Source organism: Candidatus Sphingomonas phytovorans, from assembly GCA_029202385.1.
GTDB lineage: Bacteria > Pseudomonadota > Alphaproteobacteria > Sphingomonadales > Sphingomonadaceae > Sphingomonas > Sphingomonas phytovorans.
The window spans coordinates 3,213,671-3,238,085 of record CP119314.1 but is presented as its reverse complement, the minus strand read 5'-3'; the positions used below and the strand labels follow the sequence as shown (position 1 = coordinate 3,238,085).

The window sequence follows — 24,415 nt, the reverse complement described above, 5'->3', positions numbered from 1 at the left end:
CTAGGCACGCCGCCGTGACCGCCCTGCGCCGCCATTTCCTGCGTCATCGCCTTCTGGCGGCATGGATCGTTGCGGCCGGTCTGCTGATGAAGGTGCTGGTTCCCGCCGGCTATATGCCGATGGCGTCGGGCGGCAGCATCATCATCCAGATCTGCTCCGGCTATGGCCCGATGACGATGGCCATGCCGATCCCGGGCAAGGAAGACCAGTCAGGGCAGGACGGGCAGCAGGGCAAGGCTGAGATGCCCTGTGCCTTTTCGGGCCTGTCGACACCCTCGCTCGCCGCCGCCGATCCGCTGCTTCTCGCCCTTGCCATCCTGTTCGTCATGGTCGCGGCGACGCGTGCCGTGGTTCCTGTTCCGACAGCACCGCCACCCCATCTGCGCCCGCCTCTTCGAGGACCGCCAATCACTGCCTGATCTCGTCATTTTATAGCGCGCTTCCGTCGACGCGACGGCGCGCGCGTGGATCAGGAAGACATATCCCCATGAAGAAGACCTTGATCGCGGCTGCGTCCGCCATCGCCTTCTCGTCTGCGGCATCGGCCCAGACGAGCGCGCCCGAACAGCGCCGCGCCGAATTGCTGCGCCAGCGGGCCGACATCGACGCTCAACTGGCGCTGCTTGACCAGCCCCAGCCAGAACCGGCAGCGGCCATCGGCCGGACCGAACCCGCCACCGACGACATCGTCGTCACCGGCAAGGCCCTGTCGCTCACCACGCAGGTCATCGGCCAGACCGTCACCACCGTCGATGACGCCGCTTTCCGCAACACGCCCGCGACGACGGTGGCCGATATCGTCAGGCTCTCGCCCGGCGTCGCGGTCATGCAGGGCAACGGCCCGCGCGACGTCAGCGTGTCAGTGCGCGGTTCCAACGCCCGCAATGGTTTCGGCGCGCGCAATATCCAGGTGTTCGAGGATGATTTCCCCGTCACCCAGCCCGACGGCCTGGCGCGCTTCGACCTTACCGATCCGCATGCCTATGGCGCGGTCGACGTGGTGCGCGGGCCCTCGTCGGCGCGCTACGGCAATTATGCGCTGGGCGGCGCGGTCAATTTCCGTACCCGGCGCGGGCGCGACATCGACGGGGTCGAGGCGGGCGCCGATGTCGGCGGCGACGGCTATGCCAATCTCTATGCCACGATCGGCCATGCCGGCCCGGGCTATGACTATGCCGTGTTCGGCAGCTTCGTCCGCGCCGACGGCGCGACCGGCCACACCGGATATGAAACCGGCACGATCAACGCTTATGGCACTTTCGCGCTGGGCGACCGCGACCGGGTCACCGCCAAGCTGATCTACAATGAAGGCGAATTCCGCCTGTCGACCCGGCTTTCCTACAACCAGTATCTCGCCAATCCCTATCAGCAGGGCTGCGTTGCGGCGGCGAGCGCATCGCCCGGCTGTGGCACGATCTCGGTGCTGGTCAACGGCGTCAACGGCGCGCGCGTCGCGCAGACCGCCGATGAAGGGGATCTGGCGCGCAACGATCGCCGGACGATCGTCGGCGTGCGCTACGAACATGATTTCGGTCCGAATACGACCTGGCGGACCCAGGCCACTTTCGACAGCCGCGTTGTCAACCAGCCGACCAGCGCGACCCCGTTCAAGGGTACGCTGGATAGTTACAACATCACGTCGGACATCACCGATCGCGGCACGCTGTTCGGCATGGAGGCGACGAGCTTCGTCGGCCTGTTCTACAATTATCTCGATAACCAGAGCTTCAGCTTCAACAAGACCCCGGCCGGCCGCAACGGCTTCGGCGCGCTGACCCAGACCGTGTTCGGCGACATCCGAAACATGGGCGCGAGGGCGCGGGAAGAACTGCAACTCACCCCGCGGCTCCGGTTCGTCGCGGGGATCGGCGTCGAGCGCTCGATCATTGAGGTTCGGCAGACCGCCTATGCCTATCCTGTCGGCGGGAACCCGATTCTGGGCCTGATCCCGGCGGAACGCCATTTCTCCAACGTCGCGCCGGAGGCGGCGCTGTTCTGGCAGGCGATCGACGCAGTCCGGCTGCACGCCCGGGTCGGCACCGGCTACGGCATCCCGCAGGCGGGCAACCTGTTCGTCACCGCGTCGGGTGTACCGGGCAATAATGCCGGCCTCAAGTCGCAGCGGAACACCGGCGTCGACATCGGTGCCGAGATCGCGCTCGGCGGGAACCTGAAGGCTGAAGTGACGGGCTATTACGAATGGTTCTCCAACGAACTTGTTTCCCAGTCGGCCGGGATCGACCTCCTTGCCTATACCTCGAACGTGCCGCGCTCGGTCCATCGCGGCGTCGAGATCGGGCTGAGCTGGCGGCCATTGCCGGGGTTGCTGCCTGGCGCGAAGCTGGAGGGCAGCTACAGCTATAACGACCACCATTATACCGACTTCAGCGAGCGCCTGAGCGCTGGCCGCTTCTCGACGCTGCTCGATCGCGACGGCAACGCCATCCCCGGCGTGGTCCCGACCTTCGTCAACGGACGTGCCGGCTATGATCAGCCCGATGGCCCGTTGCGTGGCCTGGGCGGCTTTGCCGAGCTGACCTATCGCGGCCGCTATTTCATCGACAACAGCAACCTGCTCGCGATGCCCGGCTATACGCTGGTCAACCTCAACCTCCATTATGATCCCCCCAAAGGCGGGAACTGGTTGTCGCGATTCAGTCTCTATGCGTCGGTGCAGAACCTGTTCGACCGGACCTATGTCGGTTCCGCCTCGGTGATCTCCAACAGCCTCAATCCGACGACGGGGCTTGAGAATCCTGCCTCGGTGCTCTCCGCCACGACGGGCACGATCTATGCCGGCCAGCCGCGCACGGTCTATGCCGGCGTCAAGGCGCGGTTCTAGGGGGATGCGAACGATGAATGATTCCGTCCGCCGCTGGCCAGGCTATAATGCTGTCTGGCGATGGCATTTCTATGCCGGGCTGTTCTGCATCCCCTTCGTGCTGTGGCTGGCCGTCACCGGATCGATCTATCTGTTCCGGCCGCAGATCGAGGCGTTCCTCGATCGGCCTTATGCCCGTCTGGCGGTCGATGGCCCTCCCGCCACCGCCGCGGCTCAGGTCGCCGCCGCGGTGCGCGCGGTGCCGGGGTCGGTGCTCCATCGCTACCAGCTTCCGGAGACGCCAACCCAGGCGGTGCAGGTGATCGTGGGGGCAGGGCAGGGGGAGACCCGTGTCTATGTGCATCCCCGCACCCTGGCGGTGCTGGCCAGGGTGGATGAGGACCAACGCCCGATGCGCATCGTCTTCCGCCTGCATGGGGAACTCCTCGCGGGCACGCCCGGCTCCTATCTCGTCGAGCTGGCTGCTTCCTGGACGATCGTGATGATCCTGTCCGGCCTGTTCCTGTGGTGGCCGCGCGGTGGCGGGCTCGGCGGGGTCGTCTATCCCCGGCTTCGATCGGGAGGACGGCGTTTCTGGCGCGACCTTCACGGCGTCACCGGTTTCTGGGTGTCGGCTTTCGCGCTGTTCATGCTGCTTTCCGGCCTGCCCTGGGCGAAGAGCTGGGGCGGCTATCTTAGGACGATCCGGACCGTCGCCGAGGGACAGGCGGTCAGGCAGGACTGGACGACTGGCCGGTCCGAGGAGCTTAAGGCGCGCGCCGCCGCTGACGCCGGCACCCGCGCGATGATGGGCGAGCACGCCGAGCATGGCGGCATGGCGATGGCGCATCCCGCAGGCTCCTACGCGCCGCTCGACCGGCTGGTCGCGACCGTGGCGCCGCTCGGTCTCGCCGCACCGGTGCTGATCGCCCCGCCGACCGGCATGGGCGCGCCCTGGACCGCGAAATCGGATGCTGCCAATCGTCCGTTGCGCACCGACCTGACGTTCGACGGGGCAAGCGGCCGGATCCTGTCGCGACGGGACTTCGCCGAACGGCGGTTGATCGATCGCGTGGTGGGCTATGGCGTCGCGGTGCATGAAGGGCAGTTGTTTGGCTGGCTCAACCAGTTGATGAACCTAGCGACCGCGCTCGGCCTGATCCTGCTGTCAGTCAGCAGTGTGGTGCTCTGGTGGCGGCGACGGCCCGGCGACGTACTGGGTGCGCCCCCTGCGTTGACGCAACGACCCGCCACGATCGGTTTCTTCGTCCTGCTGATCGCGCTGGGCCTGTTCCTGCCGCTACTCGGCGTCACGCTGGTTGCCGTCCTGTTGACCGAGTGGCTGGTGCTGCGCCGATGGCTGCGGGCGGGGCTCTGGCTCGGCCTGCCGGTTCGTCCGGCCTGATGTGCGAGGAAGCGGGCCGTCGCGATCAGGCGACGGCACCGCTGGCGTCTGATGATCCGTCCCGAGCGGCAATCCGGTCGGCAGGGGAGTCCCAAATCGGGTATCGCACCCCATTGCAGGTCCTTCCTTTCGACTGCATCTTCAGCGAAAGGAGTAGCATGTTCGTGCGTACCCACTTCCAGGCCGGGTCGAGTCGACCGGCCCTTTCTCCCTTCCTTCGGATGCCTGCGGCATGAGCGGCACTGATCGCAAGGCGGCCTCTGGCCGCGCCGCCGCCGAAGCCGATCTCGCAGCGCTGATCCGCGCCGCGCTCGCCATTGCCGACGACATGGGCCTGAGCGGCGTAGGGCTCAGGCTCGACCAGGCGCTGATCGAGCTGACCGGCGAGGGCTCGGCCCCGGACATGGACGACGCGTCGCTCGACGATATCGCACCACTTACCGGCTTCCACCGCCCCGGCCCGGGCGGCAATGGCGAAAGCGCTTTGCTGGGCTGAGCGCCTGTCCGGTCGTACGCGTTCTAGGCGGACGACCGGATCATCCGGCGCATCACGTCGTCCAGCCGCGAAGCGCACCGAGGCACGGGATATTTGGCGCAATCGGCATTGCGGATCGCTTCCCAGCAATGTGTGGCCGAGCGAGCGGTGATATCTCCGTCGCCTGGTTTGCCGCCAGGCAGCCGAACAACGGTCGCGGCGATCGCCTGGTGATCTCCCGTACCAGTGTGGCTCCGGTCAGCACCGCGGCGCGGGCGATGGCGAAATCGGTATAGTGGGCGCTTATTGTCCCTGTGCCGCCAGCGCATCATGCCGCTCATCTTCCGGGGTCAGAATGACCGTCAACGGGTCGAAGATGTCGGAAAGCAGGTCGTTCAGGTGGTCGTTCTGAGCTGATAGGCGAAGCACCCTGTCGGTAGCCCGCGAAGCCTCGTCATTACAGGTCTGCAACTCGTTCGGGCCGGGGTAGGGGGTCGCGCCCTGGCATTTCTCACGCTTCCAGCGAATGGCCGCGATGACGCGCGCGGCCCGTTGCGGCGTTGCGGCGCTGGTTTCGGAGGAAGTGGCTGTCCGGGTCCGCGCCGGCTCCGCTGAGGGTTCCGCTCGGATTCCCTCGGTGACGAATGGCAGGACGCGAGCCCCATGGTGATGCGCAGCACGCTATGCCGGCCCGTTATTCTCAACCTTGGCTACCCTTCGTACAGTGATCGCGTTCCGGCTTCGGCTCCTCCGACGCCAGGAAGAAGACGACGGAGCCACTTTCGGTATAAGATGCTGAGCCATCCTTCTCCGCGATGAACGACTTGCCGATGATGCGTTCGAAGACGGCGCGATCCATTGAGCAATAATAGGACGCATATTCGCGGCCATTCGCGATTCTGATGATCTCATATTCCGGAAGGCCGCTCTCCACTCCATGATAACCGAATATATCGATCGACCCAGGTGTCTTTCTGATGCCAACATCATCGATAAAATTGGTGAAATTGGCAATTACCTTGCCTTTGTCATTATTGATTTCGGCATATTGGGAATCGTCGTCCATGAAGACATCGATCTTGTAGTATCGGGAGGCCGAGTCCCCGGGAAAGCGAAACCACGTCATTCCCGGGGCAGGGATGGTGCCGTCCCCCGAATATGTGACCCACCCGTCGGCGCCCGGATTGGGATAGCGCTGGACGATGTCGCTTGTGGGTTTGCTGGCTTTCGGCCTGGGCGTCGCAGCCGCCGCAAGAGGTTTGTGCGCAGGCGGTACCGTCGCCGCTTTCGGGCCAGCCGCATTGCTCGAAGCACCGTCACCCCCACAGCCGGCACAGGCGAACAGCGCCGCTACCAGGATAAGACGGCCCAGCCCATGTTGCATGATTCAGCCCCCCGCGCGATGCCCGCGATTTGCCAATATCCTGGCTTGTTGAAGTAAATGCAATGTTGCCGCATTGAATAGCTTGCGGAACAATGGGAGAACATCGTAGCCTTCATATCTTCTCATCGCGCGGGGGCAAGGGCAATGGAAAAAAGGTCGGAGGGTGGCCCACGGCGGCCCGGCGGCGCTCATTCGATATGGAGGATGGCGATTGCGTGTCTCCTCCTTCTCTTGCCGGCAACTTCGGCCGATGCAGGGGAGCGGCTGACGACTGAACAAATCCGGACGATGTCGCTTCGAGAGGCCAACGGAGTGCTGCGGAAGGATATGCTTTCCATCCTGGAGCCGGCCGAGAGAATCGTTCCGATCAATCGCCGGCAGCTGCGCGATGTCGACCTGACGACCCGGTCAGTCGGCACCGAATTCGACGGTGTCTGTCGCCGCGATCTGGTCAGGCTGAAATATGCTCCCGAAAAGCCGGGCGAACCCTATGAGAAGGGGGCGGTGCGGCCCTACGGCATCGAGGCGTGGCGGACCTTCCACATCGTCCAGCTACCGAAGGTTGAGCGGGATGCGGGGAGCCAGGCGCTGATCTGGCAGCAGGAATGTGTCGATATCGATCGCAAATGGCGTGAGCGCGTCGATGCGGATCGCGACAACGAATGGGACACGGCAAACTGGTTCCCGGCACCCGACGCATTCCACGCCGTCCAGGCGGGTTTTGTGCTTGATATGGCCCTCGCGATGGTCAAGGCGGGCACACTCAAGTCTCAGCCTTGCGAGCACGTCGTCTCATCGGAAGCGCTGAGCTGTGAAGCGGCCATCCTCAAGGCCGGCGGCCTGCTTGAGATCGGTGGTGTTTATCCATGCGCCGCTGACGCGGGCGCGATTTGTTACAGGTTCGACTTCCTCCGTTCCGGGACCGAACTGACGATCGTCGCCAGCGGTGATGAGAATAGGCTGAAACCTTCAGATATCCTCTCGGTCTCGGTCGGAAGTTTTGTGGTCCTGGGTTAGATGATGGAGCTGCGTTTGCAGTTATGATGTTGATATAGCTACTTTCATTACTTATTTTTCTCTTTTCTTTTGGAAATAGAAATTCCCTCTGAGAAATATTCGGGTTGTTCTGTAATAAATTGCCCTCAGAGCTGGCTGAGTTCCTCGCGCTCCCGGTCAAGGTCGGCGCCTGCGGCGCGTACCGACTGCACATCGAAGGACGGTATCTTGCCTGGCTGGTCGGCTTCCTTGCGGACGACCGCGACCAGTTTAGGCGCGCTGCTCAGCAACAGTGTCGCCATTCCCTCTTCGGCGCTGCCGAAAATCAGATAGCGACCGGCCATGATGGCCTGTTCCGCCGCCGTTCGAAGGTCCGGCGCGACGCCCGCACGGAAAGCGACGCGGGCCTCGGCCCTTCGCCTGAAAACCTGCACTGATGCGACCCTCCCTGGAGCTCCTGCTCCTGCGCCCTGCATAGGTCCGATGCGGTACTGAACGCAAACCGGGAAACACCCAAAAAGGAAATAATTCCGCGAGGCTGATACCGGGCCGGACGATGGCGGTGCCGCCCGGCAGCCCCAGGCGGCCAGCCGCCGTCGATGGTTGATGCCACTGTAACGAAGCCGGATTTCGGGCCGCCGGCCATGTCATGGGGCTGGCAGTTTCGACGTCCCCGATCCATCCGACTGGTTGCCGTCAGGGGGTTGATCAAACTCAAGCCGGCCCGCCACGTCGTCGATATCGCCTGGCTTGATCCGGGATGGACATTGTTCAGGGCGACGTTTCACTCGTCCGATCATCTGTCCTCGCGAACGCACGCATTGCGTCCTTCCCGTTCCACCGCGCCGTCCGATCCGTGGAGGCTGCCAGCCGTGCCGCGGTCTCGCGTGCCGCCGTCTGCAACGCCGGGCTCGCCTTCAACCCGATCGCGCGCAATGCCCAGTTGACCGCCTTCTTCACGAAATTGCGCTCGTCGGTCGCGCACGCCTCGATCAGCGCCAGACCGCGCCGATACTCAGCGTCGTCGCTACGTCGATGGATCGCGCGGCACGCCAGCAGCGCAAAGGCCGCCCGCCGCCCGAATTCGTCGTTCAGCGCAGCCCATTGGTCGATCTTGGCAAAGGCATGGGGCACCCGGTCGAACAGCTTGGCGCAGACCGTGTCGACGATTGCCCAATTATCGAAATCAAGGCGCCACGCGTCCATCTGCCCGGGGGACACCAGCGCTGGATCGTCGATCATCGACGCAACCATCCGCGCCTCGTACCAGCCGGTGTCCCACAAGGCGCCGGCCAGCGCATGATCCGGATAGAGCGGCTTCGCGATGGCCTGCATCGCCGCCATCTGCACCCCCATCGCCTTGTCGGCATGGATGCCGAAGCGGGGACCCATCTCCTCCCGGACCCGGGCTGATGCCGCGCGTTCCAGCGCCAGCAGGACGTCGGTGACCCGGTCCCTGATGATATCCGCCGTCATGCTTCAGCCGGCCTTGCTCTCATGATCTCCAGGTTCCGATCATAGCGACGGGTGATGTGATCGCGAAGAAGAACGACTCGCCGCGGTCGATAATGTCCCGACATCTGCCATCGGGGTCGCGGCTACCGGGGTTATCCGGAGTTGGGCTGGCTTCGACTCGGACGGTTACCGTGAAAACACCTAGTTTACGATCGCGGCGAAAGGGATTCTATGACGCCTCAGCCAACCGATTTCGGGGTCTCCCGTTTTGCGGTGGCATGGTTGGGCCGAGGGCTGCGAAAGCGGTTTTGCGGGCCAATTTCTCGATCAAGCCGTTACAATGCGTGTCTGCGAATTCCGGAATTGCGGGGGTCACCGAACTTCGGGATTCGCAGCCGTATGTCCCGCAAGGAACCCGACAAGCTGGCGTGATGCCGTGGCGAGCAACGGCGTCAATGCTGGAAGAACCGCTCTTCCGCGCCGCGCTTGATCGTCACCTTAGCCGCCTTGTCCCGGTCGCGCGGCGCGCTTTCCGTGTAATATCTGACGCGGTGTCTGGGCGGATCGCTCCAGAACTTCCATGCGAACAGCGCAATGCGATCGGCAGCTTTGATTATTTTTCTGAATAGTAACGCGATCAACCACAATGGCAGGGATATAGGAAGGAATAGTAAGAATATTCTTCGTGTTGACCGGTGCCAGGATCTTGGAGATCCAAGTCCGGACCATAAAGGTCGAGTCATTTCAACAATCCCTCGAAAGAGATGGCGGTCTATGCGGTATTGCGGCGTCAACAGTATCAATCCATCTTTTATATTTGAGAGAGTCTGACCAATATCGGTAAGGGGCGACTTAACGGATTTATAATTGACTTATATTTGAACCGTTTCGGCCCATTCGCCGCGGGCGCCTGAAAATGGAACAGATGTCCGGTGAGGGCGGCAAACGGGCTTGTCCCGTCCCATTGGTCATGGTCGTCGACGGTCGTAAGAAGGGCGGGCATGAGAGGGAGAAGGCCGTCTTGATCCAGGCAAAGCATCTGCTTGTCCTGCTCGCTCTGCCGTTCGGCGTCGCGGCGGGGCAAGGCCCCGAACGCAGCGCGTTCGGCGTCACCGCTGAAGGCCAGCCGGTCGAGCGCTATGTGGTGCGCAACGGGCACGGCACGCGGCTGGGGGTGCTGACCCTGGGCGCCGCGATCGACGAGATCGGCGTCCGCGACCGCGCGGGGCGTATCGCCAACGTCGTGATCGCGCTGCCTGACGTGGCTGCCTATGAGGCATCATCGACCGTCGGATCAGTGATCGGGCGCTATGCCAACCGGATCTCGCATGGTGGCTTCTCGATCGACGGCGTGCGCTATCCGTTGTCGCCCGATCCGACCGCCATCGTGTCGCATGGCGGCAAGAAAGGTTTCTCCACGAAGCTGTGGAAGGCGGAACCCTGCGCCACGCCGAACTGCCGCAGCATCACGCTACGCTACCACAGCGCCGACGGCGAGAACGGTTTCCCCGGCGCGATGGACGTGGCGGTCACTTACGCGCTGACCGAGGATGACGCGGTGCGGATCGATTATGTCGCGACCACGACGAAGCCGACCGTGATCAACCTGACCAACCACAGCTATTTCAACCTTGGCGGGGACCGGGTTGGCGGCACCGATGACCAGCTGATCCAGATCGTCGCCGACAGCTTCACCGCGATCGACGACAAGCGCAACGCGACCGGCGAGATCCGCCTGGTCACCGGCACCCCGTTCGACCTGCGCAAGCCGGCGCGGATCGGGGACCGTGTCGCGTCGAACGACCCGCAAATGCTGCTGGGCAACGGCTTCGACCATAATTTCATCCTGTCGAAGCCGGCCGGCGACCCGATCCCGGTCGGCGCGCGCGCCTGGGACCCGGCGAGCGGCCGCACGCTTGAGATGCGCACGACCCAGCCCGGCGTGCAATTCTACACCGCCAACCATTTCAACGGGCGGCAGGCGGCGCGCGACGGGCACATGCTGCGCCAGGGTGCCGGCTTCGCGCTGGAGACCCAGCATTATCCCGACAGCCCGAACCAGCCGGCCTTTCCGTCCACGGTGCTGCGCCCGGGCGAAACCTTCCGGTCGACGACGATCTACCGCTTCGGCGTTCGACGCTGATCGGCGCTGCCCCGACCGCCGGGGGGTTAGCTCCAGCGTCGGATGCGCCGCCAGTTGCCGTCGACGCGCGCCATGCGCCGTTCGCAACCGAGGCAGTGCGAATGCCACTCTCCGGAAACCTTGCGTGCGCCATACCGGTCCGGCTGATGCAGGCCAAACAGACATCTCAGGCGCGTGAAGACGCTTGCCTTGAACCACCCCACGAAACGGCAACTCCCTCTGGTACGGCGGCCTGGCGGCGGATATTTCCTGCCGCGGGCCGAACGGTGATGGCGGGCCCCCTAGGCGACGGCACCGGCCGCCGCAATATCGGGATGCGGCGGGATTCCGGGCGCGGGCAAGGGGCTGGACGCGAGGCGAACGGGAATTCCGGGCGGTTTTCTTGCGGTCGCGGCCATTTTCACGGTCCTCATTCGCCGCCGCCAAATCGACGTTGCCGCAACGTTAGGGATTCTTTCCGCGCGACCTCCGTGCGCCAAGCCGTCATGAACGGCCAAACCGGCGGGGCCTATGGCTGAATCGATCAAGGGGAAGGATGGACCGCATGCGCGCCTCGCGCCGCGGTTCAAGACGTTCCAGCCAGCCTCGATCGAATGCAACGGCACGAAGCGCCGCGCCCATGTCCTCGATGTTTCTTCCCGGGGCGCTCGACTCTATTGCGCCGATGCGCTCCCGGTCGGCTCCTATCTCGCGCTGAAATGCTGCGATTTCACGCTCTGCGCCCGCATCGTCTGGGCGAAGGAGCAGCGCTTCGGCGTCGAGTTCCAGTTCCCACTGCCCGACACGCATATCCGTCGCATCATGGATCCTGCCGCCGGCACCCGATAGCGTCGCCCCTTCCGTCGACAGGAACGACGCGGAAGATGGCGCGTTGGGCCGGATACTTCGCTCGAACAAGCGAAACCTCATGGGAGAAGGGTCATGGCAGAGATCAACAGCGACGAGAAAGTCGTGGTCGCCAAGAGCAGCATCAATGTCGCCAACATCATCATCGCCATCGCGGTGCTGATCGCGGTGCTTGGTTTGTTGAAATATATCGGTGCGTCGCCGTTCTGACGGTGTCCGGCGCTGGCTGAGGGGTTTTCTTCGGGGCCGCAACTTACTGGAATTCGGCCGGCTTGCCCGGTTGTCCACAGGATTCCGTTTCGGGACCGGAACGCGCGGACGCGCTCGTCGTTGATCTCCACGCGAAAGCGAAAAGGGGAAGCGATGAACTACGCTGTTGCGGCCGCCCCCGCGGCCTTCAGGTTGCGCCCGGGTTCCACCTGCCTCCGCACCGCCGCGTCCGGTCCGGGCGAAAGCCTGTGTACCCGGCCGCGCGGCCATCTCGGGCCATGTCGCCATATGCCGGCGCACATGATCGAGATAGCCTAGCGCCGGTCGAACGCATCGATGATCGGGCAGGGACCGGCCGCGCTCGCATCGCAAGCGTGTACGAGCCGCGTCAGCGCACTCCGCGCGCGCTGAAGCTCGTCGATTTTCTCGTCAAGCGCGGCGAGCCGCTCCGTTGCCAGCCGCCGTGCCCGATCGCGATCCTCGGTCGCGTCAAGGGCCAGCAGCTCGCTTATCTCCTCAAGCGTGAAGCCGGCGCCCTGCGCCGAGCGGATGAAGCGGAGCCGCCGGACATGATCCCTCCCATAACGACGAACGCCGCCCGCAAGGCCCGATCCGCCGGTACGTGCCGGCTCGTCGATCAGGCCGCGGCGCTGGTAATAGCGCACCGTCTCGACCCCAACACTGCCTTCGCGCGCAAGCCCCGCAATCGTCATGTCAGCCACCGCTTGACTCCGTACCATGGTCCGGACCCCATATGGGTCGGGTTCGATCGCGCACAAGCTGGAGATGCCAAGATGACGACCCCGCCGGCCAGGACGGCCATCCTCCATCGCATGGTCATGCAGGACCATGTCTGCCCCTGGGGGCTGAAGGCGAAGGACCTGCTCCGCCGCCAAGGCTATGTGGTCGACGACCGCTGGCTCACGACGCGCGAGGAGACCGACGCGTTCAAGGCCGAGCATGGCGTGAAGACCACGCCGCAGACGTTTATCGACGGGCGGCGGATCGGCGGCTATGACGATCTGCGCCGCTTCTTCGGCAAGAAGGTGCGCGACCCCGGCGCGACGAGCTATCGCCCGGTGATCATGCTGTTCGCGATGACCGCGCTGATGGCGCTGGCGGCGAGCCAGGCCGTGTACGGCACGCCCATCACCATCCGGGCGGGCGAATGGTTCATCGCCTTCAGCATGTGTGTGCTCGCACTGCTCAAGCTGCAGGATGTCGAGCGTTTCTCGGCCATGTTCCTGAACTATGATCTACTGGCGAAGCGCTGGGTGCCCTATGGCAGCATCTATCCCTATGCGGAGGGGCTTGCGGGCGTGCTGATGGTGTCGGGCGCGCTGACCTGGTTGTCGGTGCCGATCGCGTTGGTGATCGGCGGGATCGGCGCGGTGTCGGTGTTCAAGGCGGTCTATATCGACAAGCGCGATATCAAGTGCGCGTGCGTCGGCGGCGACAGCAAGGTGCCGCTCGGCTTCGTATCGCTGACCGAGAATGTGATGATGGTGGCGATGGCGCTGTGGATGGCGCTCGGGGCAGGCGGCATGGCGACGATGTGAGCCGGGGCGTGAGTGTCGAGGCGGCTATTTTTCCGCCTCGGCCAGCACCTTCATCGTTTCGATCGCGCCCTGGAAGCGCGGGTTGATCCGGTCGAACTGGGCCTTGCGGACCTCGTCCGACGGCATCAGCGCCGCGTCGTAGATCAGCGTGTAGACGATCCGCGACTTGCCCGTGCCGGCCGGCTCCACCGCCAGCGTGCCGTTATAGGCGAAGCCGGCCATGCCGCCAGCCGTCTGGCTGTAGGTGTAGGAATGCGATGTGCTGGCGACCATCGGTTCCAGGGTCGTGTCGTTGAGGCGCCGGATCGTGCCGACACCGCCGGTGCCAGAGACGATTTCGCATTTCAGCTTCAGCCATTCGGCGATGGCGCAATAGCCGCCGACCCGCTTCCACACCGCATCGGCCGGGCGATCGACCAGGATCTCCCTGCGGATCACGATATAGTCGGATGCCGAGGACGGCGCGGCGGCCATCATCAGGGCGGAGGCGAGGGCAGCGCGTGCGATCATCGATCATCCTGTCCGGTGGTGCGCGCTGTCCTATGGCGATTGCCGGGGGAAGCCAAAGTCATTGTTCGGGAAGATTGCCCGGGCGCATCGACATTCCTTCCGGGCGAAAGGAAAAGGGTTCACGCCGTCTCGGGTTTCACCGGCTGGGGATGGTTGGGTTCAAGGATCAGCGTCCGCCCCTCGACCCGCCAGGATTTGAGCCGCGACAGGAAGTTCATGCCGATCACGTCGGTATCGCCGAACGCGGGCGAGACGACCACCGCCAGCCGCCGCGCGACGATCGTGCCGAAGCGGAGCTCCGGGATCGTTCCGGCCTGGGCGTTGACCATGCCGTTAGCGGTGCGCAGCACGACGGGGAAGGGCGTGTCGTCCACCTCGATCCCGGCCTCGGCCGCGGTCTGGGCGGAAAGCGCGGTCACCGTCGCGCCGCTGTCGACCAGCATGCGCCGCTCGACCCCGCCGATCCGCACTCGGATCCAGAAATGGCCGTCGTCAGCCATGCGGATGCGGACCTCCTTGCCCACCACTTCCTGTTTGTCGGCCTGGAGCAGGCCGGCAACCTTGGTCAGATAGGGGTCGAAGCGCCCACGATCGCGCACCAACATCACGACTACCGCGCCCAGCACGCCCCAGATGACGAGCGTGGTCAGCGTCCGCATCACCGGCATGCGCCGCCCGATCACCGCCGCGACGATCAGGCCGGCCAGCAACAGATAAAGGGGCGTGGTGGCGCCAAGATCGGGGAACATTCTGCCTCTTCGTCCAGGCGGTCGGTCGGGCCGCCCGCGAGAATATCTATCCGGTTTCCCATGTATGAAGCCTGACCGCCGGGAAAAGGCCCCGCCCGGTTGGGGGCGGTGTCTACTATCGGGCTTTGCCGATATGAAGGTTCAGGCTGATGTCGCGCGGCCGTCCATTTTCGGACGGGGCCGTCCGAAAATGGACGGGGTCGCCCCCCACCGACAGCGACAGTCGCAGCGACCGGAACTCAAGCCCTGCGCTGAGCCGCGGGGCGGGTGCGATGCAGAGTACTAGGACGAGCACGCACAGCGCCGCGACCTTCAGCAGGGTGCCGCGTGTCGTCCGGGTCATGGCAAGGGGTTCCGCATTGGCCATCGTTCAGCAGGAACCGTGCCACATGACCCGGCGTAAAGAATCGTTTCCGGCGACGATTGTGCGACGAAATCGACCGAACGGGGTGGAACTGTTTCACATTCGGGACGTATAGAGCCCCGCCAACCGCATCAGGCTCACACCTAGTCGGGGGTAAAACCAGGCCGGATCGGACAGCATCCTCCGGCCTGGTTTTCTCGTGCCCTGCTTATTTCGGGTGCGTAACGTCCCGCCCGCGCCGCGCTTCGCCGAACATATGCTGCCCGCCGCTTGATGGGCCGGCCCGCCTGTGATTTGGGCCTCGGCCACCGGGCCCGGGGCCCGTGGCGAAACCATGAGCGGGACAGTCGATGTTTGGTGCGATCGCGTTTGCCTATGGCTTGCTGACCAGCTTCGTCCTGTCGGGCGCCAGCCGGAACCAAAGGCTGAAGCGGCCCAACCCGCCTATGCTGGTCTATGTCGGCCATGTCTGCTTCGGCTGCTCGGCCGGGCTTTCGGCAATGCTCTTCCTGCACGCCGCGCAGACCTTGATCGAGTGAAACGCGAACGGGGCAGCCGCTGCCGCCCCGCCCCTGTGCCTGACCCTCTTCGAAGGGTCGGTTAGCGGATCGACCCGCGGCGTACCAGGTTGACGATCGCGAGCAGCACGACCGCGCCAAGCAGCGACACGAGGATCGTCGCGATGCTGTATCCGCCGCTGGTAATCGGCGGCACGCCAAGCAGCGGCGACAGCAGGAATCCGGCCAGGACCGCGCCGACGATGCCGACCACGACGTTCAGGAAGACGCCCTGCTGCGCATCGGTGCGCATGATCATGCTGGCGACCCAGCCGATCACGCCGCCGACGATCAAGAGAATAATGAGACCCATCTTGCTCTCCATGGTTATGGAACAGCGCGGAGGCTTTCGCGGGCGCGCAGGCCTCGCTTGCGGGGCCTCGATATAGAACGGTCAGGCGCGCGTGACGTTCCCCATTTGGCCGCTACAACGACAGTGAAAGCTGGTTCGCGTCGCGCGCGGGCAAATCCTGGTCGAGTTCCTCCAGGATCGTCCTGGCAAGCGTCTCGGCCGCCCGCGCGCGCAGGCGCGGATCGCGCACCGTGATGCCGATGCGTGCCCAGGCCGGTGCCGCCAGGATGACGGGGGCGATGTCGGCGGCGGCAAGGTCTGGGGCGAATCGGCTCATGGCGGCATTGCAGATCAAAACGAGAACATCGCAAAGGCGCGAAACGCCCTGCCGGCCCGGACCGGGTCACGCGAATTTGGGTGAGGGACCGGGATCGGTGCTGGTGATCGTCACGTCCTGCTCGCCGACCGAGACGGCGACCACTGACGATGCCTCCTCCAGGCTGGCGCCCGCAAGGTCGATATGGACTGGCGCCATGCCAAGCTCGGTGCGGTTCTCTTTCAGCGCGGCGAAACATTCGGGCAGGGTCGGGTAGAAATCGCCGTGCGCCACCGGCGCGCCGGCGCGGCCGATGCGCTGCCACGTCCAGGTGCCCGACGCTGGCGCACCGGAAACCGCGCGCGCGCGGAAGACCTCGTAGAAATGCCTACCCGCCATAACGGACGTAACCGGGATCGATCCGGATGGTTCCTGCGCGCGCCGACATCGCTTCTCTCTCGGATCGGCCTGTGGCGGCCGGGGTGACCAAGGGCTCAACTGCCGAAAGCGCTATCCGCGGCATCCGCCGTATCCGGGCCGTTCGGCGGAAAGGGGCGTCGCACCCGCGCGCGAAGGTTTCAAATGAATTGCGTGTCATGACAGTGCGATCCGCCCGGGATCGACGATGCCGACACGGCCGCCCCCGAGATTCCGGCTATCGGGCCAAGCCATCGCGGGCGGCGATCGCCGTATCGCTGGCAGGGCCGCCGATACGGCGGCGTTGATCCTCGCGCTGACGGCGCGGTCGCGCTACATGGCCTGGATGTCGCGTCGTCCAGCCCCAGGGGACAGCTTTCCCGGCCTGCGCCGCAAGAGCCGGACGCCGGTCTGGCTGTCGCTGGTCTGGCGGGTGCTGCTCGCGCTCGGGCTGATCGGCATCGCGCTGGCGGTCCACTGGCTCGACCGCGACGGGCTGCGCGACAATATCGATGGTTCGATCACCTTTGTCGACGTGCTCTATTTCACGATGATCACCATCACCACGGTCGGTTACGGCGATATCGTGCCGGTCACGCCGCAGGCGCGGATGTTCGACACCTTCGTCGTCACGCCGATAAGGCTGTTCGTGTGGCTGATCTTTCTTGGCACTGCTTATGATTTCCTTCTCAAGCGCGTCTGGGAGAAATGGCGTATGAGCGTTATCCAGCGGCATCTGAGCGGCCACATCGTCGTCGCCGGCTACGGCACCAGCGGTACCGAGGCGGTGTCCGAGCTGATCCGGCGCGGCGCGGATGCCCAGACCATCGTCGTGATCGACGAGCGTGCCGCCGCGCTGCGCCATGCCGAGGAACGCGGTGCCGCCGTGATCGAGGGCGACGCGACCCGCAACGCGACGCTGGAGGCGGTGAAGATCGACCGGGCAAAGGCGATCATCATCTCGGCCGGGCGCGACGATACCTCGATCCTGATCGTGCTGACCGCGCGCCGCCTCGCGCCCCATGTCCCGATCAGCGTCATCATCCGGTCGGAGGACAATGAGGCGCTGGCACGACAGGCCGGCGCGACGACCGTGATCAACCCGGCCAGCTTCGCCGGGCTGCTGCTCGCCGGCTCTACCCATGGTCCGCATATCGCCGACTACATGGCCGATCTCGCCGCCGCCGACGGCCGGGTCGCGCTGCACGAACGCCCGGTGACGGCGGACGAGGTGGGCAGGCCGCTCGCACAGATCGGAACCGGGCTTGGCGTGCGCATCTATCGCGGCGATCGCGCCTTCGGCTTCTGGGAGATCGAGGCCGGGCACCTCCAGCAGGGGGATTCGATCCTCGAAGTGGTGCCGCGACCGGCTCACGATTCGCCTGGCTGAGGTCCGCCATGGAACTCCGGCGACTCTCGCGCATTGACTGATTGGAGAGCGTGGGTGCCAGAGTGTGCCAGGATGCGTAGAGTAAAACGGACGCCACCACGCGGGTTGTTCCAGGACCATGACCGGTTTTCGGGCGGTATCGCCTTTCTGATCCTGATCTTCATATCGGTCGCGCTTTGGGCGTGGCTGATCCTTTCTTTCGCCTGACGCAGCGAAGATCGATGCCGGCAATACGGATCGCACCGGCACCTTGAGCCAGATCATTGCGCGCCCGTTCCCATGGGCCGATGCTCCTCCCGACAAGGAGTGATGCGCGCATGGCTATGTCGGTTGATATCTCATGGAACGAGGATGCGGTCGCGGTGATGCGCCCGCGCGACGGCGGGAAGGCGAGCGGCGACCTGGAGGTCGTTGCCCAGGGTCCCCTGACCCGCGTGATGGACGCCATCGCCGCTGGCTTCGCCAGCGATATCGGGCGGATGCGGATATCCTTCCCGGATCGGCGCCAGCCGCCCTATCGCTATGAAGGCGTCGAGATCGCGGCGCTGCTCGCGGAGCGCGCGCGCGTCGCGGCGGCCGCCCGGCTCAATGCCTCTGCTGCGTCTGCTGGGACATCCGGTCGACCCAGGCGATCCCGATAGCGGAGAGGATGAAGGCCATGTGGATGATGGTCTGCCACATCACCCCGGTCTCGGTGACCCGGCCGGTGGGCAGGCCCAGCGACCCTGCCTCGATGAAGGTCCGCAGCAGGTGGATCGATGAGATGCCGATGATCGCCATCGCCAGCTTCACCTTCAGGATGCCGGCATTCACATGGCTGAGCCATTCGGGTTCGTCGCGATGGCCCTTCAGCCCGAGCCGCGACACGAAGGTCTCGTAGCCGCCGACGATCACCATCACGAGCAGGTTGGAAATCATCACCACGTCGATCAGGCCGAGCACGACCAGCATGATCTGCTGCTCGGTGAATTCCCAGGCGTGCATCACCAGGTGCTGCAGTTCCTTGAGGAACAGGAACACATAGACGCACTGGGCGAAGATCAGCCCGACATAGAGTGGCAATTGAAGCCAGCGCGAGCTGAAGATCAGCATTGGCAGTGGCTTGAGCTGGATGGAGCGTCGATCGGTCGGGTCGGGTGTCATGGGCTGAGCATATGGCCGCCCGGCCATGGCGGCAACCTGAACGGAGGGCGATAACGGGGCTATCCGGCCCCCAGGGAAAATTGCGGGCTGGCGGGTTGCCATGGCGCCGCGAGCGGACCATTTCGCTGCCTCGATCGTCCATCATCCGTCTGCGGCGTCATGCCCGGGCACAACCGGGCAGAACCGTGACCTACCGCGCACCGTCCCGACCCGCACTTTCCCCGGAAGGCACCGGCGTGATGCTGGGGGCTGCCGCCTATGTGTTCTGGGGCGTCCTGCCCCTGTATCTCAGGCTGTTGCGGCATGTTCCGGCGGGCCAGATCCTGGCGCACCGTGTCCTGTGGTCGGTGGTGATGCTGGTGGTGGTGGCGCTGCTGTTCCGCCGGGTGCGGACGATCGTCGCGTCGGTGACCTGGCGGACCCTGTTGCTGCTTTCGGCGAGCGCCTCGCTGATCGCGCTCAACTGGCTGGTCTATATCTGGGCGGTGCAGAATGCCCATGTGCTCGACGCGAGCCTCGGTTATTTCATCAATCCGCTGGTCAATGTCGCGCTTGGCGTGATCGTGCTCAGTGAGCGTGTGCGACGGACCCAGTGGGTCGCGATCGCGCTGGCGGCGCTGGGCGTCGCGGTCATGGCGCTCTCCAACGGCGGCAGCATCTGGATCTCGCTGGCGCTCGCGCTCACCTTCGGTTTCTACGGGCTGATCCGCAAGGTCGTGGCGATCGATGCGCTGGGCGGCCTGCTGATCGAGACGATCCTTCTGGCGCCCTTCGCCTTCGGGCTGCTGCTCGTCGCGCATGGCGGAGGCGAGGGAGTTTTCGGCCGGGAGGTGGCGACCGACCTGTTGCTGATACTGGCCGGGGCGGTCACCGCCGCGCCGCTGCTGTTGTTCGCCGGCGCCGCGCGGCGCATGCCTTATGCGGCGCTCGGCCTGCTCCAATATATCGCGCCGACCCTGCAGTTCCTGATCGCGATCTTCGTTTTCGGCGAGCATCTGCGCCCGCACGACCTCGCCGCCTTCGGGCTGATCTGGATCGGGCTGGCGGTCTACGCCGCCGACGGTATCAGGACGGGCCGCGCGGCGCGGACGAGTGCCGCGCCGGAGCCGGCGGCGCGCTAGACGCTGGACCGGGGTGCACGGCGGCGGCGTGAGCCCAAGCTGTCGAAGAATTGGGACCGTCGCCGTGCACCCGCGCGTTAGCATCGCGATCGAGGCAGTTCCTTTACATCCGCAGGAGAAATCGCGCCGCCCGCCTGCTTTATTGCGCTGCGGTGCAGCAAATCGTGACGCAGATGTATCGAATCAGGATTTGCCGGCGTGATCCCCATATTCCCAGTCATAGGGAACGCCCGTATTGCCCAGCACGAACCCGACAAGGTCGGCATAACTCGCCTCGGCCCGCACGTCGTTGGACAGGATGAGGACGCAGCGCTGGCCCCGGTCGATACAGACCATCGTATTGGCGGTCTGCTCGTCATGGCCGCCCTTGAAGAAACCATGGCCCTGCGGCCCGTCGAACACGATCACGCCGAGGCCCGCCGCCAGACCTTTGCGGCGTTGCCCGACGGGCAGGTCGGGCGCGAGGTTGGGGAACTGGTGCGCCGTGGCGATGGGCAGGCTTGGCCTGACCATCTCGGCGCGCGACGCCGGGGACAGGCCGTCGCCGCGCGCCAGCGCAGCGACGAATAACGACAGGTCGGCGATGGTGGTATCCATCGATCCGGCGACGCGCACTTTCGATCGCTGGTCATGTTCGACCGGCTCGCCCTTGTCGTTCCAGCCATCGGCCAGGTTGGGGCTGAAATCGGGGCGCCATTTCAGGCTGGTGCGGACCATGCCGAGGCGCGCGAAGATCGTCCCGGTCAGGTCGCCGACATCGACGCCGAGCCCTTGCGCCTTGCGGCCATTCTCGATGGCGAACTGCAACAGGCTGAAACCCTCGCCCGAATAGCTGAAGCGCGTGCCCGGATCGAAATGGATGCGCAGCTTCTCGTCGGGTTCGAGAAACCAGAAATTGCGGAAGCCGGTCGAATGGGTCAGCGCCATGCGCGGCGTGATCCGCCGCCAGCGATCGTCGCCGATAAGGTCCTTGTACGGGCCGTATTTGCCCGGGGCGATCGCGTTGCTGTCATACGCAGTCAGCGGCTGGTCGAGGTCGGCCGCGATGGGCGTGTCGAGCGCGATGGCGCCCCGATCGACCAGGGTCAGCGTTGTATAGGCCATCACCGTCTTGGTCAGCGAGGCGCCGTACATCACCGTGTCGGTCAGCAGCGGATCGCCCTTGGCGTTGCGGGCGCCATAAGCCCGGACATAGGCGACCTTGCCCTTGTCGATCACCGCGATAGCCATGCCCTTCGCGCCGGTCTTCGCCATGGCGGCGTTGACCTGAGCGTCGATCGTCGCGGGTGGCGGGAGTTTCTGGGCGGGCCTGGCACTGGCGGAGGCCGCGACGAGCAGCATGAGGCAAAAGGCATAAGGGCGCATGCCGTGAGCCTAGCCACCGCCCGGCGGTTTCACCATCGGACATGGCACCATCATCATGTTTATTGTGCAATGCAGCAACAATCGGGGCTATGATCCGTTGATGATCATGCGGACGAGTCGTTCGCCCCAGGGGGACCGATCCATGCGTACGCTTTCCGACACGATCACCCGGCTCGCCGCCGCCCAGGCGGCCATGGGCCTGCCAGGCGCCGCCGGCGAGAACCGGTTGAAAGACATGGCGATCACCGGCGCCAATCCGGGCCAGCTCGTGGCACGCGCCTATGTGCCGGAAGGGCTTGAGCCTGGCGCACCGCTAGTCGTGGTGCTGCACGGCTGCACCCAGAATGCCGATGGTTATGATCGCGGATCGGGCTGGTCGACGCTTGCCGACCGCCATGGTTTCGCCCTGCTCTATCCTGAGCAGCAACGCGGCAACAACGCCAACCTCTGTTTCAACTGGTTCGTGCCCGAGGATATCGGTCGTAACGGGGGCGAGGCGCTGTCGATCCGTTCGATGATCGTGCAGATGATCGCCGAACAGGATCTCGATCCGTCGCGCGTCTTCGTGACCGGGCTGTCGGCGGGCGGTGCGATGACGGCGGTGATGCTGGCGACCTGGCCTGAACTGTTCGCTGGCGGCGCGATCGTCGCCGGCCTGCCCTATGGCTCGGCCACGACCATGCCCCAGGCGTTCGACCGGATGCGCGGCCATGGCGCTCCGGCGGGGCCGGACCTGGCGAAGCGCGTCAGCCAGGCATCGGGCCATGAGGGGCCGTGGCCGTTGCTGTCGGTGTGGCACGGGACCGCCGATATGACGGTCGCTGTCTCCAACATGGACGACATCGTCGATCAATGGCGCCTGCTCCAGGGAATCGACGCCGAGCCTGCCCGCAGCGAAACCATGGGCAATCATGGCAGGCGCATCTGGACCGACGCCAAGGGGAAGGTCCGGATCGAGGCGCACACCATCGCCGGCATGGGCCATGGCACGCCGATTGCGCCGGATGAGGGCTGCGGCGCTGCCATGCCGCATATGCTCGATGTCGGGATCTGCTCGACCAGCCACATCGCCGCCTTCTGGGGCATCGCCGATCCGGCCGCCGTGAAGGCGCGAACGGCAAAACCCGCGCCCCGCGCCGCCCGCGCGGCGGGTGCCAGGCCTCCGCTCGCGCTGGCCGGGACGCCGCAGGTCGAGATATCCGGCGTAAAGAAGGTGATCGAGGACGCGCTGCAGGGCTGATGCGCTAGACGAAAGGCATTGCCGTCAACGATCGGGGCAGAGATGCTCGCTTGCTGCCGCTCGTATGGCGTCGGTCAGATAATGGAGCGAGGTGGCGTGGAGACGCGCCACCGTCCAATAGAGCTTTACGTCAAGCTGCAATCCCGGTGGCAGTTCCATCAGCCGATTTTCGGCGGCATGGGCCTGGACCAGTGAAACAGGCTGCATTCCCCACCCGATCCCGGCCAGCGCGAAATCCACAAAGCCATTCGTTGACGGCACCCGATGGGTCGCGGCGGTCAGCGTTACGCGATGCGCTTCTTTGGCCCAGCGGGTTTGCAGCCTGTCGCGCCGGTCGAAACGAATGCAGGGCGCCCGCGCCAGGGAATTGGCGTTCACGCCCTCGGGGAAATGCCGGCCCATGAAGGCGGGACTCGCATAGGCGCCATATCGCAGCGCGCCGAGCAGGATCGTTTTGCAACCTTGCACCGGCTCGGGGTCGCTGGTTACGGCCGCCAGCACCTCTCCTGAGCGGAGCCGGTCGGCGGTGTGCGCCTCGTCCTCGACCGTGAGGTCGAGCAGCAAGCCAGTTGCCAGCGTGAACGCCGCAGCGGCACACGGGAACCATGTGGCCAGGCTATCCGCGTTGATCGCCACCTTGAGTGGCGGTCGTGGTCCGGCTTGCCCGGCCATCGGGGCCAAAGCCGGCGCGAGATCGGCTTCCAGCAATTGTACCCGATCGAAATGGGCGCAAAGCGCCAGGCCGGGTTCCGTGGCGGTACATGGTTGGCCACGAACGATCAGGATGGCCCCAAGCCGTTCCTCAAGCCCCCGGACGCGTTGCGAAACCGCCGAGGGGGTGATGCCAAGCTGGTTCGCCGCGCGTTCGAAGCTGCCTTCGCGCACCACTGCCGAGACGGCGGCCAGGGCGGGATAATCAAGCATCGATGAAGCAATGCTTCATCCGGGTTAGAAGAACAAGCTGTCCTAATGTCGATGTCGCGGCCACAGCGCTGTCATGATCAACAGCTTCAATGCCTTTTTCAGTGGTTTTGCCCTGTCGGTGGCCCTCATCATGGCGATCGGCGCCCAGAATCTCTTCGTGCTGCGGCAGGGCCTGAGGCGTGAGCATGTCGGCCCGATCGTCCTGTTCTGCGCCTGCGCGGATGCGATGCTGATCGCCGCCGGGGTCGGCGGCGTGGGGGCGTTTCTTGCCGCCCTGCCGCAACTGGCGAAACTGCTGGCCATCGGCGGCGCGGGCTTCCTTGGCTGGTATGGCGTGAAGGCGTTGCGCCGCATGGCAGCGCCGGATGCGATGTCGGTCAGCGTTGGCGGAGGGCTCACGCTCGAACGCGCGCTTGCCGCCACGGCCGGGTTCACCTTCCTCAATCCACACGTCTATCTCGACACCATATTGCTCATGGGCGCGGCGGGGTCGGCCCAGCCGGCCGGCTTGCGCCCGATCTTCGTGGCCGGCGCTGTAACCGCCAGTTTCGCCTGGTTCGCGGCGCTTGGGTATGGCGCGCGCATCTTGCAGCCGCTGTTCGCGCGCCCGGCGGCGTGGCGCGTGCTGGATGCCATCGTGGGCGTTACGATGCTCACGCTCGCGGCGTCACTCGTCCTGCGTGTCGTCTATCCGTCCGGATAACCGCGGCGGGCGCAATGTTGCCGCATGTAC

The 24,415-nt window shown here is 65.0% G+C and carries 29 protein-coding genes; 15 read left to right on the top strand and 14 right to left on the bottom strand.

Going from position 1 to position 24,415, the window contains the following annotated elements; translation table 11 throughout:
* The first annotated feature begins 14 nt into the window (after positions 1 to 14).
* The 4 genes from P0Y59_14870 (at position 15) to P0Y59_14855 (ending at position 4,722) form a co-directional block, all read left to right on the top strand.
* Positions 15 to 419: a hypothetical protein gene (locus tag P0Y59_14870; protein ID WEJ98224.1), complete on the top strand. Its 405-nt coding sequence runs from the start codon at positions 15 to 17 to the stop codon at positions 417 to 419.
* A 68-nt stretch (positions 420 to 487) separates the two neighbouring features.
* On the top strand, positions 488 to 2,842 hold the full coding sequence (locus P0Y59_14865; GenBank protein WEJ98223.1) for a TonB-dependent receptor: 2,355 nt from the start codon (positions 488 to 490) through the stop codon (positions 2,840 to 2,842).
* A gap of 13 nt (positions 2,843 to 2,855) precedes the next feature.
* Entirely contained in the window at positions 2,856 to 4,226 is a 1,371-nt protein-coding gene (locus tag P0Y59_14860) for a PepSY domain-containing protein (protein ID WEJ98222.1), read from the top strand.
* Positions 4,227 to 4,458: 232 nt separating this feature from the next.
* Positions 4,459 to 4,722: a hypothetical protein gene (locus P0Y59_14855; protein ID WEJ98221.1), complete on the top strand. Its 264-nt coding sequence runs from the start codon at positions 4,459 to 4,461 to the stop codon at positions 4,720 to 4,722.
* A gap of 679 nt (positions 4,723 to 5,401) precedes the next feature.
* Here P0Y59_14855 and P0Y59_14850 read toward each other — a convergent pair.
* Positions 5,402 to 6,085 carry a hypothetical protein gene (locus tag P0Y59_14850; protein WEJ98220.1) on the bottom strand — a complete coding sequence of 228 codons (684 nt, stop codon included), beginning with the start codon at positions 6,083 to 6,085 and terminating at the stop codon, positions 5,402 to 5,404.
* Positions 6,086 to 6,412: 327 nt separating this feature from the next.
* Here P0Y59_14850 and P0Y59_14845 point away from each other — a divergent pair, with 327 nt between their 5' ends.
* On the top strand, positions 6,413 to 7,102 hold the full coding sequence (locus P0Y59_14845; protein ID WEJ98219.1) for a hypothetical protein: 690 nt from the start codon (positions 6,413 to 6,415) through the stop codon (positions 7,100 to 7,102).
* A gap of 125 nt (positions 7,103 to 7,227) precedes the next feature.
* Here P0Y59_14845 and P0Y59_14840 read toward each other — a convergent pair whose 3' ends face one another.
* From P0Y59_14840 to P0Y59_14830, 3 genes are all read right to left on the bottom strand, one after another.
* The gene (locus P0Y59_14840) at positions 7,228 to 7,425 is read right to left on the bottom strand and encodes a hypothetical protein (protein ID WEJ98218.1); all 198 of its coding nucleotides are present in this window, start codon (positions 7,423 to 7,425) and stop codon (positions 7,228 to 7,230) included.
* 427 nt (positions 7,426 to 7,852) lie between these two features.
* Complete coding sequence (locus P0Y59_14835) at positions 7,853 to 8,557, bottom strand: DNA alkylation repair protein (GenBank protein WEJ98217.1); 705 nt, start codon at positions 8,555 to 8,557, stop codon at positions 7,853 to 7,855.
* 431 nt (positions 8,558 to 8,988) lie between these two features.
* Positions 8,989 to 9,183, bottom strand: a complete 195-nt coding sequence (locus P0Y59_14830) for a hypothetical protein (protein WEJ98216.1) — start codon at positions 9,181 to 9,183, stop codon at positions 8,989 to 8,991.
* Between the two features lie 374 nt (positions 9,184 to 9,557).
* Here P0Y59_14830 and P0Y59_14825 point away from each other — a divergent pair, with 374 nt between their 5' ends.
* The 3 genes from P0Y59_14825 (at position 9,558) to P0Y59_14815 (ending at position 11,735) form a co-directional block, all read left to right on the top strand.
* Entirely contained in the window at positions 9,558 to 10,679 is a 1,122-nt protein-coding gene (locus P0Y59_14825) for a galactose mutarotase (GenBank protein WEJ98215.1), read from the top strand.
* Positions 10,680 to 11,189: 510 nt separating this feature from the next.
* The gene (locus tag P0Y59_14820) at positions 11,190 to 11,507 is read left to right on the top strand and encodes a PilZ domain-containing protein (protein ID WEJ98214.1); all 318 of its coding nucleotides are present in this window, start codon (positions 11,190 to 11,192) and stop codon (positions 11,505 to 11,507) included.
* A 93-nt stretch (positions 11,508 to 11,600) separates the two neighbouring features.
* Entirely contained in the window at positions 11,601 to 11,735 is a 135-nt protein-coding gene (locus P0Y59_14815) for a hypothetical protein (GenBank protein ID WEJ98213.1), read from the top strand.
* A gap of 314 nt (positions 11,736 to 12,049) precedes the next feature.
* On the opposite strand, the gene P0Y59_14810 is transcribed toward P0Y59_14815, so the two are convergent.
* A complete protein-coding gene (locus P0Y59_14810; GenBank protein ID WEK02589.1) occupies positions 12,050 to 12,448 on the bottom strand; it encodes a MerR family DNA-binding protein in 399 nt (132 codons plus the stop codon).
* 81 nt (positions 12,449 to 12,529) lie between these two features.
* Here P0Y59_14810 and P0Y59_14805 point away from each other — a divergent pair, with 81 nt between their 5' ends.
* Positions 12,530 to 13,294 carry a glutaredoxin family protein gene (locus P0Y59_14805; GenBank protein ID WEJ98212.1) on the top strand — a complete coding sequence of 255 codons (765 nt, stop codon included), beginning with the start codon at positions 12,530 to 12,532 and terminating at the stop codon, positions 13,292 to 13,294.
* A gap of 24 nt (positions 13,295 to 13,318) precedes the next feature.
* Here P0Y59_14805 and P0Y59_14800 read toward each other — a convergent pair whose 3' ends face one another.
* The 3 genes from P0Y59_14800 to P0Y59_14790 form a co-directional block, all read right to left on the bottom strand.
* A complete protein-coding gene (locus P0Y59_14800) occupies positions 13,319 to 13,804 on the bottom strand; it encodes an SRPBCC family protein (GenBank protein WEJ98211.1) in 486 nt (161 codons plus the stop codon).
* 119 nt (positions 13,805 to 13,923) lie between these two features.
* Entirely contained in the window at positions 13,924 to 14,553 is a 630-nt protein-coding gene (locus P0Y59_14795) for a TIGR02281 family clan AA aspartic protease (GenBank protein ID WEJ98210.1), read from the bottom strand.
* A 115-nt stretch (positions 14,554 to 14,668) separates the two neighbouring features.
* The gene (locus P0Y59_14790) at positions 14,669 to 14,896 is read right to left on the bottom strand and encodes a hypothetical protein (GenBank protein WEJ98209.1); all 228 of its coding nucleotides are present in this window, start codon (positions 14,894 to 14,896) and stop codon (positions 14,669 to 14,671) included.
* A 371-nt stretch (positions 14,897 to 15,267) separates the two neighbouring features.
* On the opposite strand from P0Y59_14790, the gene P0Y59_14785 reads away from it, so the two are divergent.
* Positions 15,268 to 15,456 (top strand): hypothetical protein, encoded by a 189-nt coding sequence (locus P0Y59_14785; protein ID WEJ98208.1) that lies wholly within the window; start codon positions 15,268 to 15,270, stop codon positions 15,454 to 15,456.
* A gap of 61 nt (positions 15,457 to 15,517) precedes the next feature.
* On the opposite strand, the gene P0Y59_14780 is transcribed toward P0Y59_14785, so the two are convergent.
* The 3 genes from P0Y59_14780 to P0Y59_14770 form a co-directional block, all read right to left on the bottom strand.
* Positions 15,518 to 15,787 (bottom strand): GlsB/YeaQ/YmgE family stress response membrane protein, encoded by a 270-nt coding sequence (locus P0Y59_14780; protein WEJ98207.1) that lies wholly within the window; start codon positions 15,785 to 15,787, stop codon positions 15,518 to 15,520.
* 112 nt (positions 15,788 to 15,899) lie between these two features.
* A complete protein-coding gene (locus P0Y59_14775) occupies positions 15,900 to 16,103 on the bottom strand; it encodes a hypothetical protein (GenBank protein WEJ98206.1) in 204 nt (67 codons plus the stop codon).
* 66 nt (positions 16,104 to 16,169) lie between these two features.
* A complete protein-coding gene (locus tag P0Y59_14770) occupies positions 16,170 to 16,481 on the bottom strand; it encodes a hypothetical protein (protein ID WEJ98205.1) in 312 nt (103 codons plus the stop codon).
* A gap of 364 nt (positions 16,482 to 16,845) precedes the next feature.
* On the opposite strand from P0Y59_14770, the gene P0Y59_14765 reads away from it, so the two are divergent.
* Both P0Y59_14765 and P0Y59_14760 read left to right on the top strand, forming a co-directional pair.
* On the top strand, positions 16,846 to 17,889 hold the full coding sequence (locus tag P0Y59_14765) for a potassium channel family protein (protein ID WEK02588.1): 1,044 nt from the start codon (positions 16,846 to 16,848) through the stop codon (positions 17,887 to 17,889).
* 317 nt (positions 17,890 to 18,206) lie between these two features.
* Positions 18,207 to 18,530 (top strand): hypothetical protein, encoded by a 324-nt coding sequence (locus P0Y59_14760; GenBank protein ID WEJ98204.1) that lies wholly within the window; start codon positions 18,207 to 18,209, stop codon positions 18,528 to 18,530.
* Here P0Y59_14760 and P0Y59_14755 read toward each other — a convergent pair.
* Positions 18,475 to 19,032 (bottom strand): TIGR00645 family protein, encoded by a 558-nt coding sequence (locus P0Y59_14755; GenBank protein ID WEJ98203.1) that lies wholly within the window; start codon positions 19,030 to 19,032, stop codon positions 18,475 to 18,477. The genes P0Y59_14760 and P0Y59_14755 overlap by 56 nt on opposite strands.
* A 185-nt stretch (positions 19,033 to 19,217) precedes the next feature.
* Between P0Y59_14755 and rarD the strand changes: the two genes are divergently transcribed.
* The gene (gene rarD / locus P0Y59_14750) at positions 19,218 to 20,153 is read left to right on the top strand and encodes an EamA family transporter RarD (GenBank protein WEJ98202.1); all 936 of its coding nucleotides are present in this window, start codon (positions 19,218 to 19,220) and stop codon (positions 20,151 to 20,153) included.
* A 183-nt stretch (positions 20,154 to 20,336) separates the two neighbouring features.
* Here rarD and P0Y59_14745 read toward each other — a convergent pair whose 3' ends face one another.
* Entirely contained in the window at positions 20,337 to 21,518 is a 1,182-nt protein-coding gene (locus P0Y59_14745; GenBank protein WEJ98201.1) for a serine hydrolase, read from the bottom strand.
* 142 nt (positions 21,519 to 21,660) lie between these two features.
* Here P0Y59_14745 and P0Y59_14740 point away from each other — a divergent pair, with 142 nt between their 5' ends.
* Positions 21,661 to 22,758, top strand: a complete 1,098-nt coding sequence (locus tag P0Y59_14740; protein ID WEJ98200.1) for a PHB depolymerase family esterase — start codon at positions 21,661 to 21,663, stop codon at positions 22,756 to 22,758.
* Positions 22,759 to 22,782: 24 nt separating this feature from the next.
* Here P0Y59_14740 and P0Y59_14735 read toward each other — a convergent pair whose 3' ends face one another.
* Positions 22,783 to 23,682, bottom strand: coding sequence for a LysR family transcriptional regulator ArgP (locus P0Y59_14735; protein ID WEJ98199.1), 900 nt, complete (start codon positions 23,680 to 23,682; stop codon positions 22,783 to 22,785).
* Positions 23,683 to 23,755: 73 nt separating this feature from the next.
* Between P0Y59_14735 and P0Y59_14730 the strand changes: the two genes are divergently transcribed.
* Positions 23,756 to 24,385, top strand: a complete 630-nt coding sequence (locus P0Y59_14730; GenBank protein WEJ98198.1) for a LysE/ArgO family amino acid transporter — start codon at positions 23,756 to 23,758, stop codon at positions 24,383 to 24,385.
* Positions 24,386 to 24,415 lie beyond the last annotated feature (30 nt).

Bases quoted from the DNA above. Each gene is read 5' to 3' on its own strand.
- P0Y59_14775 (WEJ98206.1), bottom strand. From the start codon at position 16,103: ATGAGCCGATTCGCCCCAGACCTTGCCGCCGCCGACATCGCCCCCGTC.
- P0Y59_14760 (WEJ98204.1), top strand. From the start codon at position 18,207: ATGGCTATGTCGGTTGATATCTCATGGAACGAGGATGCGGTCGCGGTG.
- P0Y59_14745 (WEJ98201.1), bottom strand. From the start codon at position 21,518: ATGCGCCCTTATGCCTTTTGCCTCATGCTGCTCGTCGCGGCCTCCGCC.
- P0Y59_14845 (WEJ98219.1), top strand. From the start codon at position 6,413: ATGCTTTCCATCCTGGAGCCGGCCGAGAGAATCGTTCCGATCAATCGC.
- P0Y59_14840 (WEJ98218.1), bottom strand. From the start codon at position 7,425: ATGGCCGGTCGCTATCTGATTTTCGGCAGCGCCGAAGAGGGAATGGCG.
- P0Y59_14805 (WEJ98212.1), top strand. From the start codon at position 12,530: ATGACGACCCCGCCGGCCAGGACGGCCATCCTCCATCGCATGGTCATG.
- P0Y59_14780 (WEJ98207.1), bottom strand. From the start codon at position 15,787: ATGGGTCTCATTATTCTCTTGATCGTCGGCGGCGTGATCGGCTGGGTC.
- P0Y59_14820 (WEJ98214.1), top strand. From the start codon at position 11,190: ATGGCTGAATCGATCAAGGGGAAGGATGGACCGCATGCGCGCCTCGCG.
- P0Y59_14755 (WEJ98203.1), bottom strand. From the start codon at position 19,032: ATGACACCCGACCCGACCGATCGACGCTCCATCCAGCTCAAGCCACTG.
- P0Y59_14740 (WEJ98200.1), top strand. From the start codon at position 21,661: ATGCGTACGCTTTCCGACACGATCACCCGGCTCGCCGCCGCCCAGGCG.
- P0Y59_14765 (WEK02588.1), top strand. From the start codon at position 16,846: ATGTCGCGTCGTCCAGCCCCAGGGGACAGCTTTCCCGGCCTGCGCCGC.
- P0Y59_14865 (WEJ98223.1), top strand. From the start codon at position 488: ATGAAGAAGACCTTGATCGCGGCTGCGTCCGCCATCGCCTTCTCGTCT.
- P0Y59_14730 (WEJ98198.1), top strand. From the start codon at position 23,756: ATGATCAACAGCTTCAATGCCTTTTTCAGTGGTTTTGCCCTGTCGGTG.
- P0Y59_14800 (WEJ98211.1), bottom strand. From the start codon at position 13,804: ATGATCGCACGCGCTGCCCTCGCCTCCGCCCTGATGATGGCCGCCGCG.
- P0Y59_14815 (WEJ98213.1), top strand. From the start codon at position 11,601: ATGGCAGAGATCAACAGCGACGAGAAAGTCGTGGTCGCCAAGAGCAGC.
- P0Y59_14790 (WEJ98209.1), bottom strand. From the start codon at position 14,896: ATGACCCGGACGACACGCGGCACCCTGCTGAAGGTCGCGGCGCTGTGC.
- P0Y59_14735 (WEJ98199.1), bottom strand. From the start codon at position 23,682: ATGCTTGATTATCCCGCCCTGGCCGCCGTCTCGGCAGTGGTGCGCGAA.
- P0Y59_14835 (WEJ98217.1), bottom strand. From the start codon at position 8,557: ATGACGGCGGATATCATCAGGGACCGGGTCACCGACGTCCTGCTGGCG.
- P0Y59_14855 (WEJ98221.1), top strand. From the start codon at position 4,459: ATGAGCGGCACTGATCGCAAGGCGGCCTCTGGCCGCGCCGCCGCCGAA.
- P0Y59_14810 (WEK02589.1), bottom strand. From the start codon at position 12,448: ATGACGATTGCGGGGCTTGCGCGCGAAGGCAGTGTTGGGGTCGAGACG.
- P0Y59_14850 (WEJ98220.1), bottom strand. From the start codon at position 6,085: ATGCAACATGGGCTGGGCCGTCTTATCCTGGTAGCGGCGCTGTTCGCC.
- P0Y59_14770 (WEJ98205.1), bottom strand. From the start codon at position 16,481: ATGGCGGGTAGGCATTTCTACGAGGTCTTCCGCGCGCGCGCGGTTTCC.
- P0Y59_14860 (WEJ98222.1), top strand. From the start codon at position 2,856: ATGAATGATTCCGTCCGCCGCTGGCCAGGCTATAATGCTGTCTGGCGA.
- P0Y59_14785 (WEJ98208.1), top strand. From the start codon at position 15,268: ATGTTTGGTGCGATCGCGTTTGCCTATGGCTTGCTGACCAGCTTCGTC.
- P0Y59_14795 (WEJ98210.1), bottom strand. From the start codon at position 14,553: ATGTTCCCCGATCTTGGCGCCACCACGCCCCTTTATCTGTTGCTGGCC.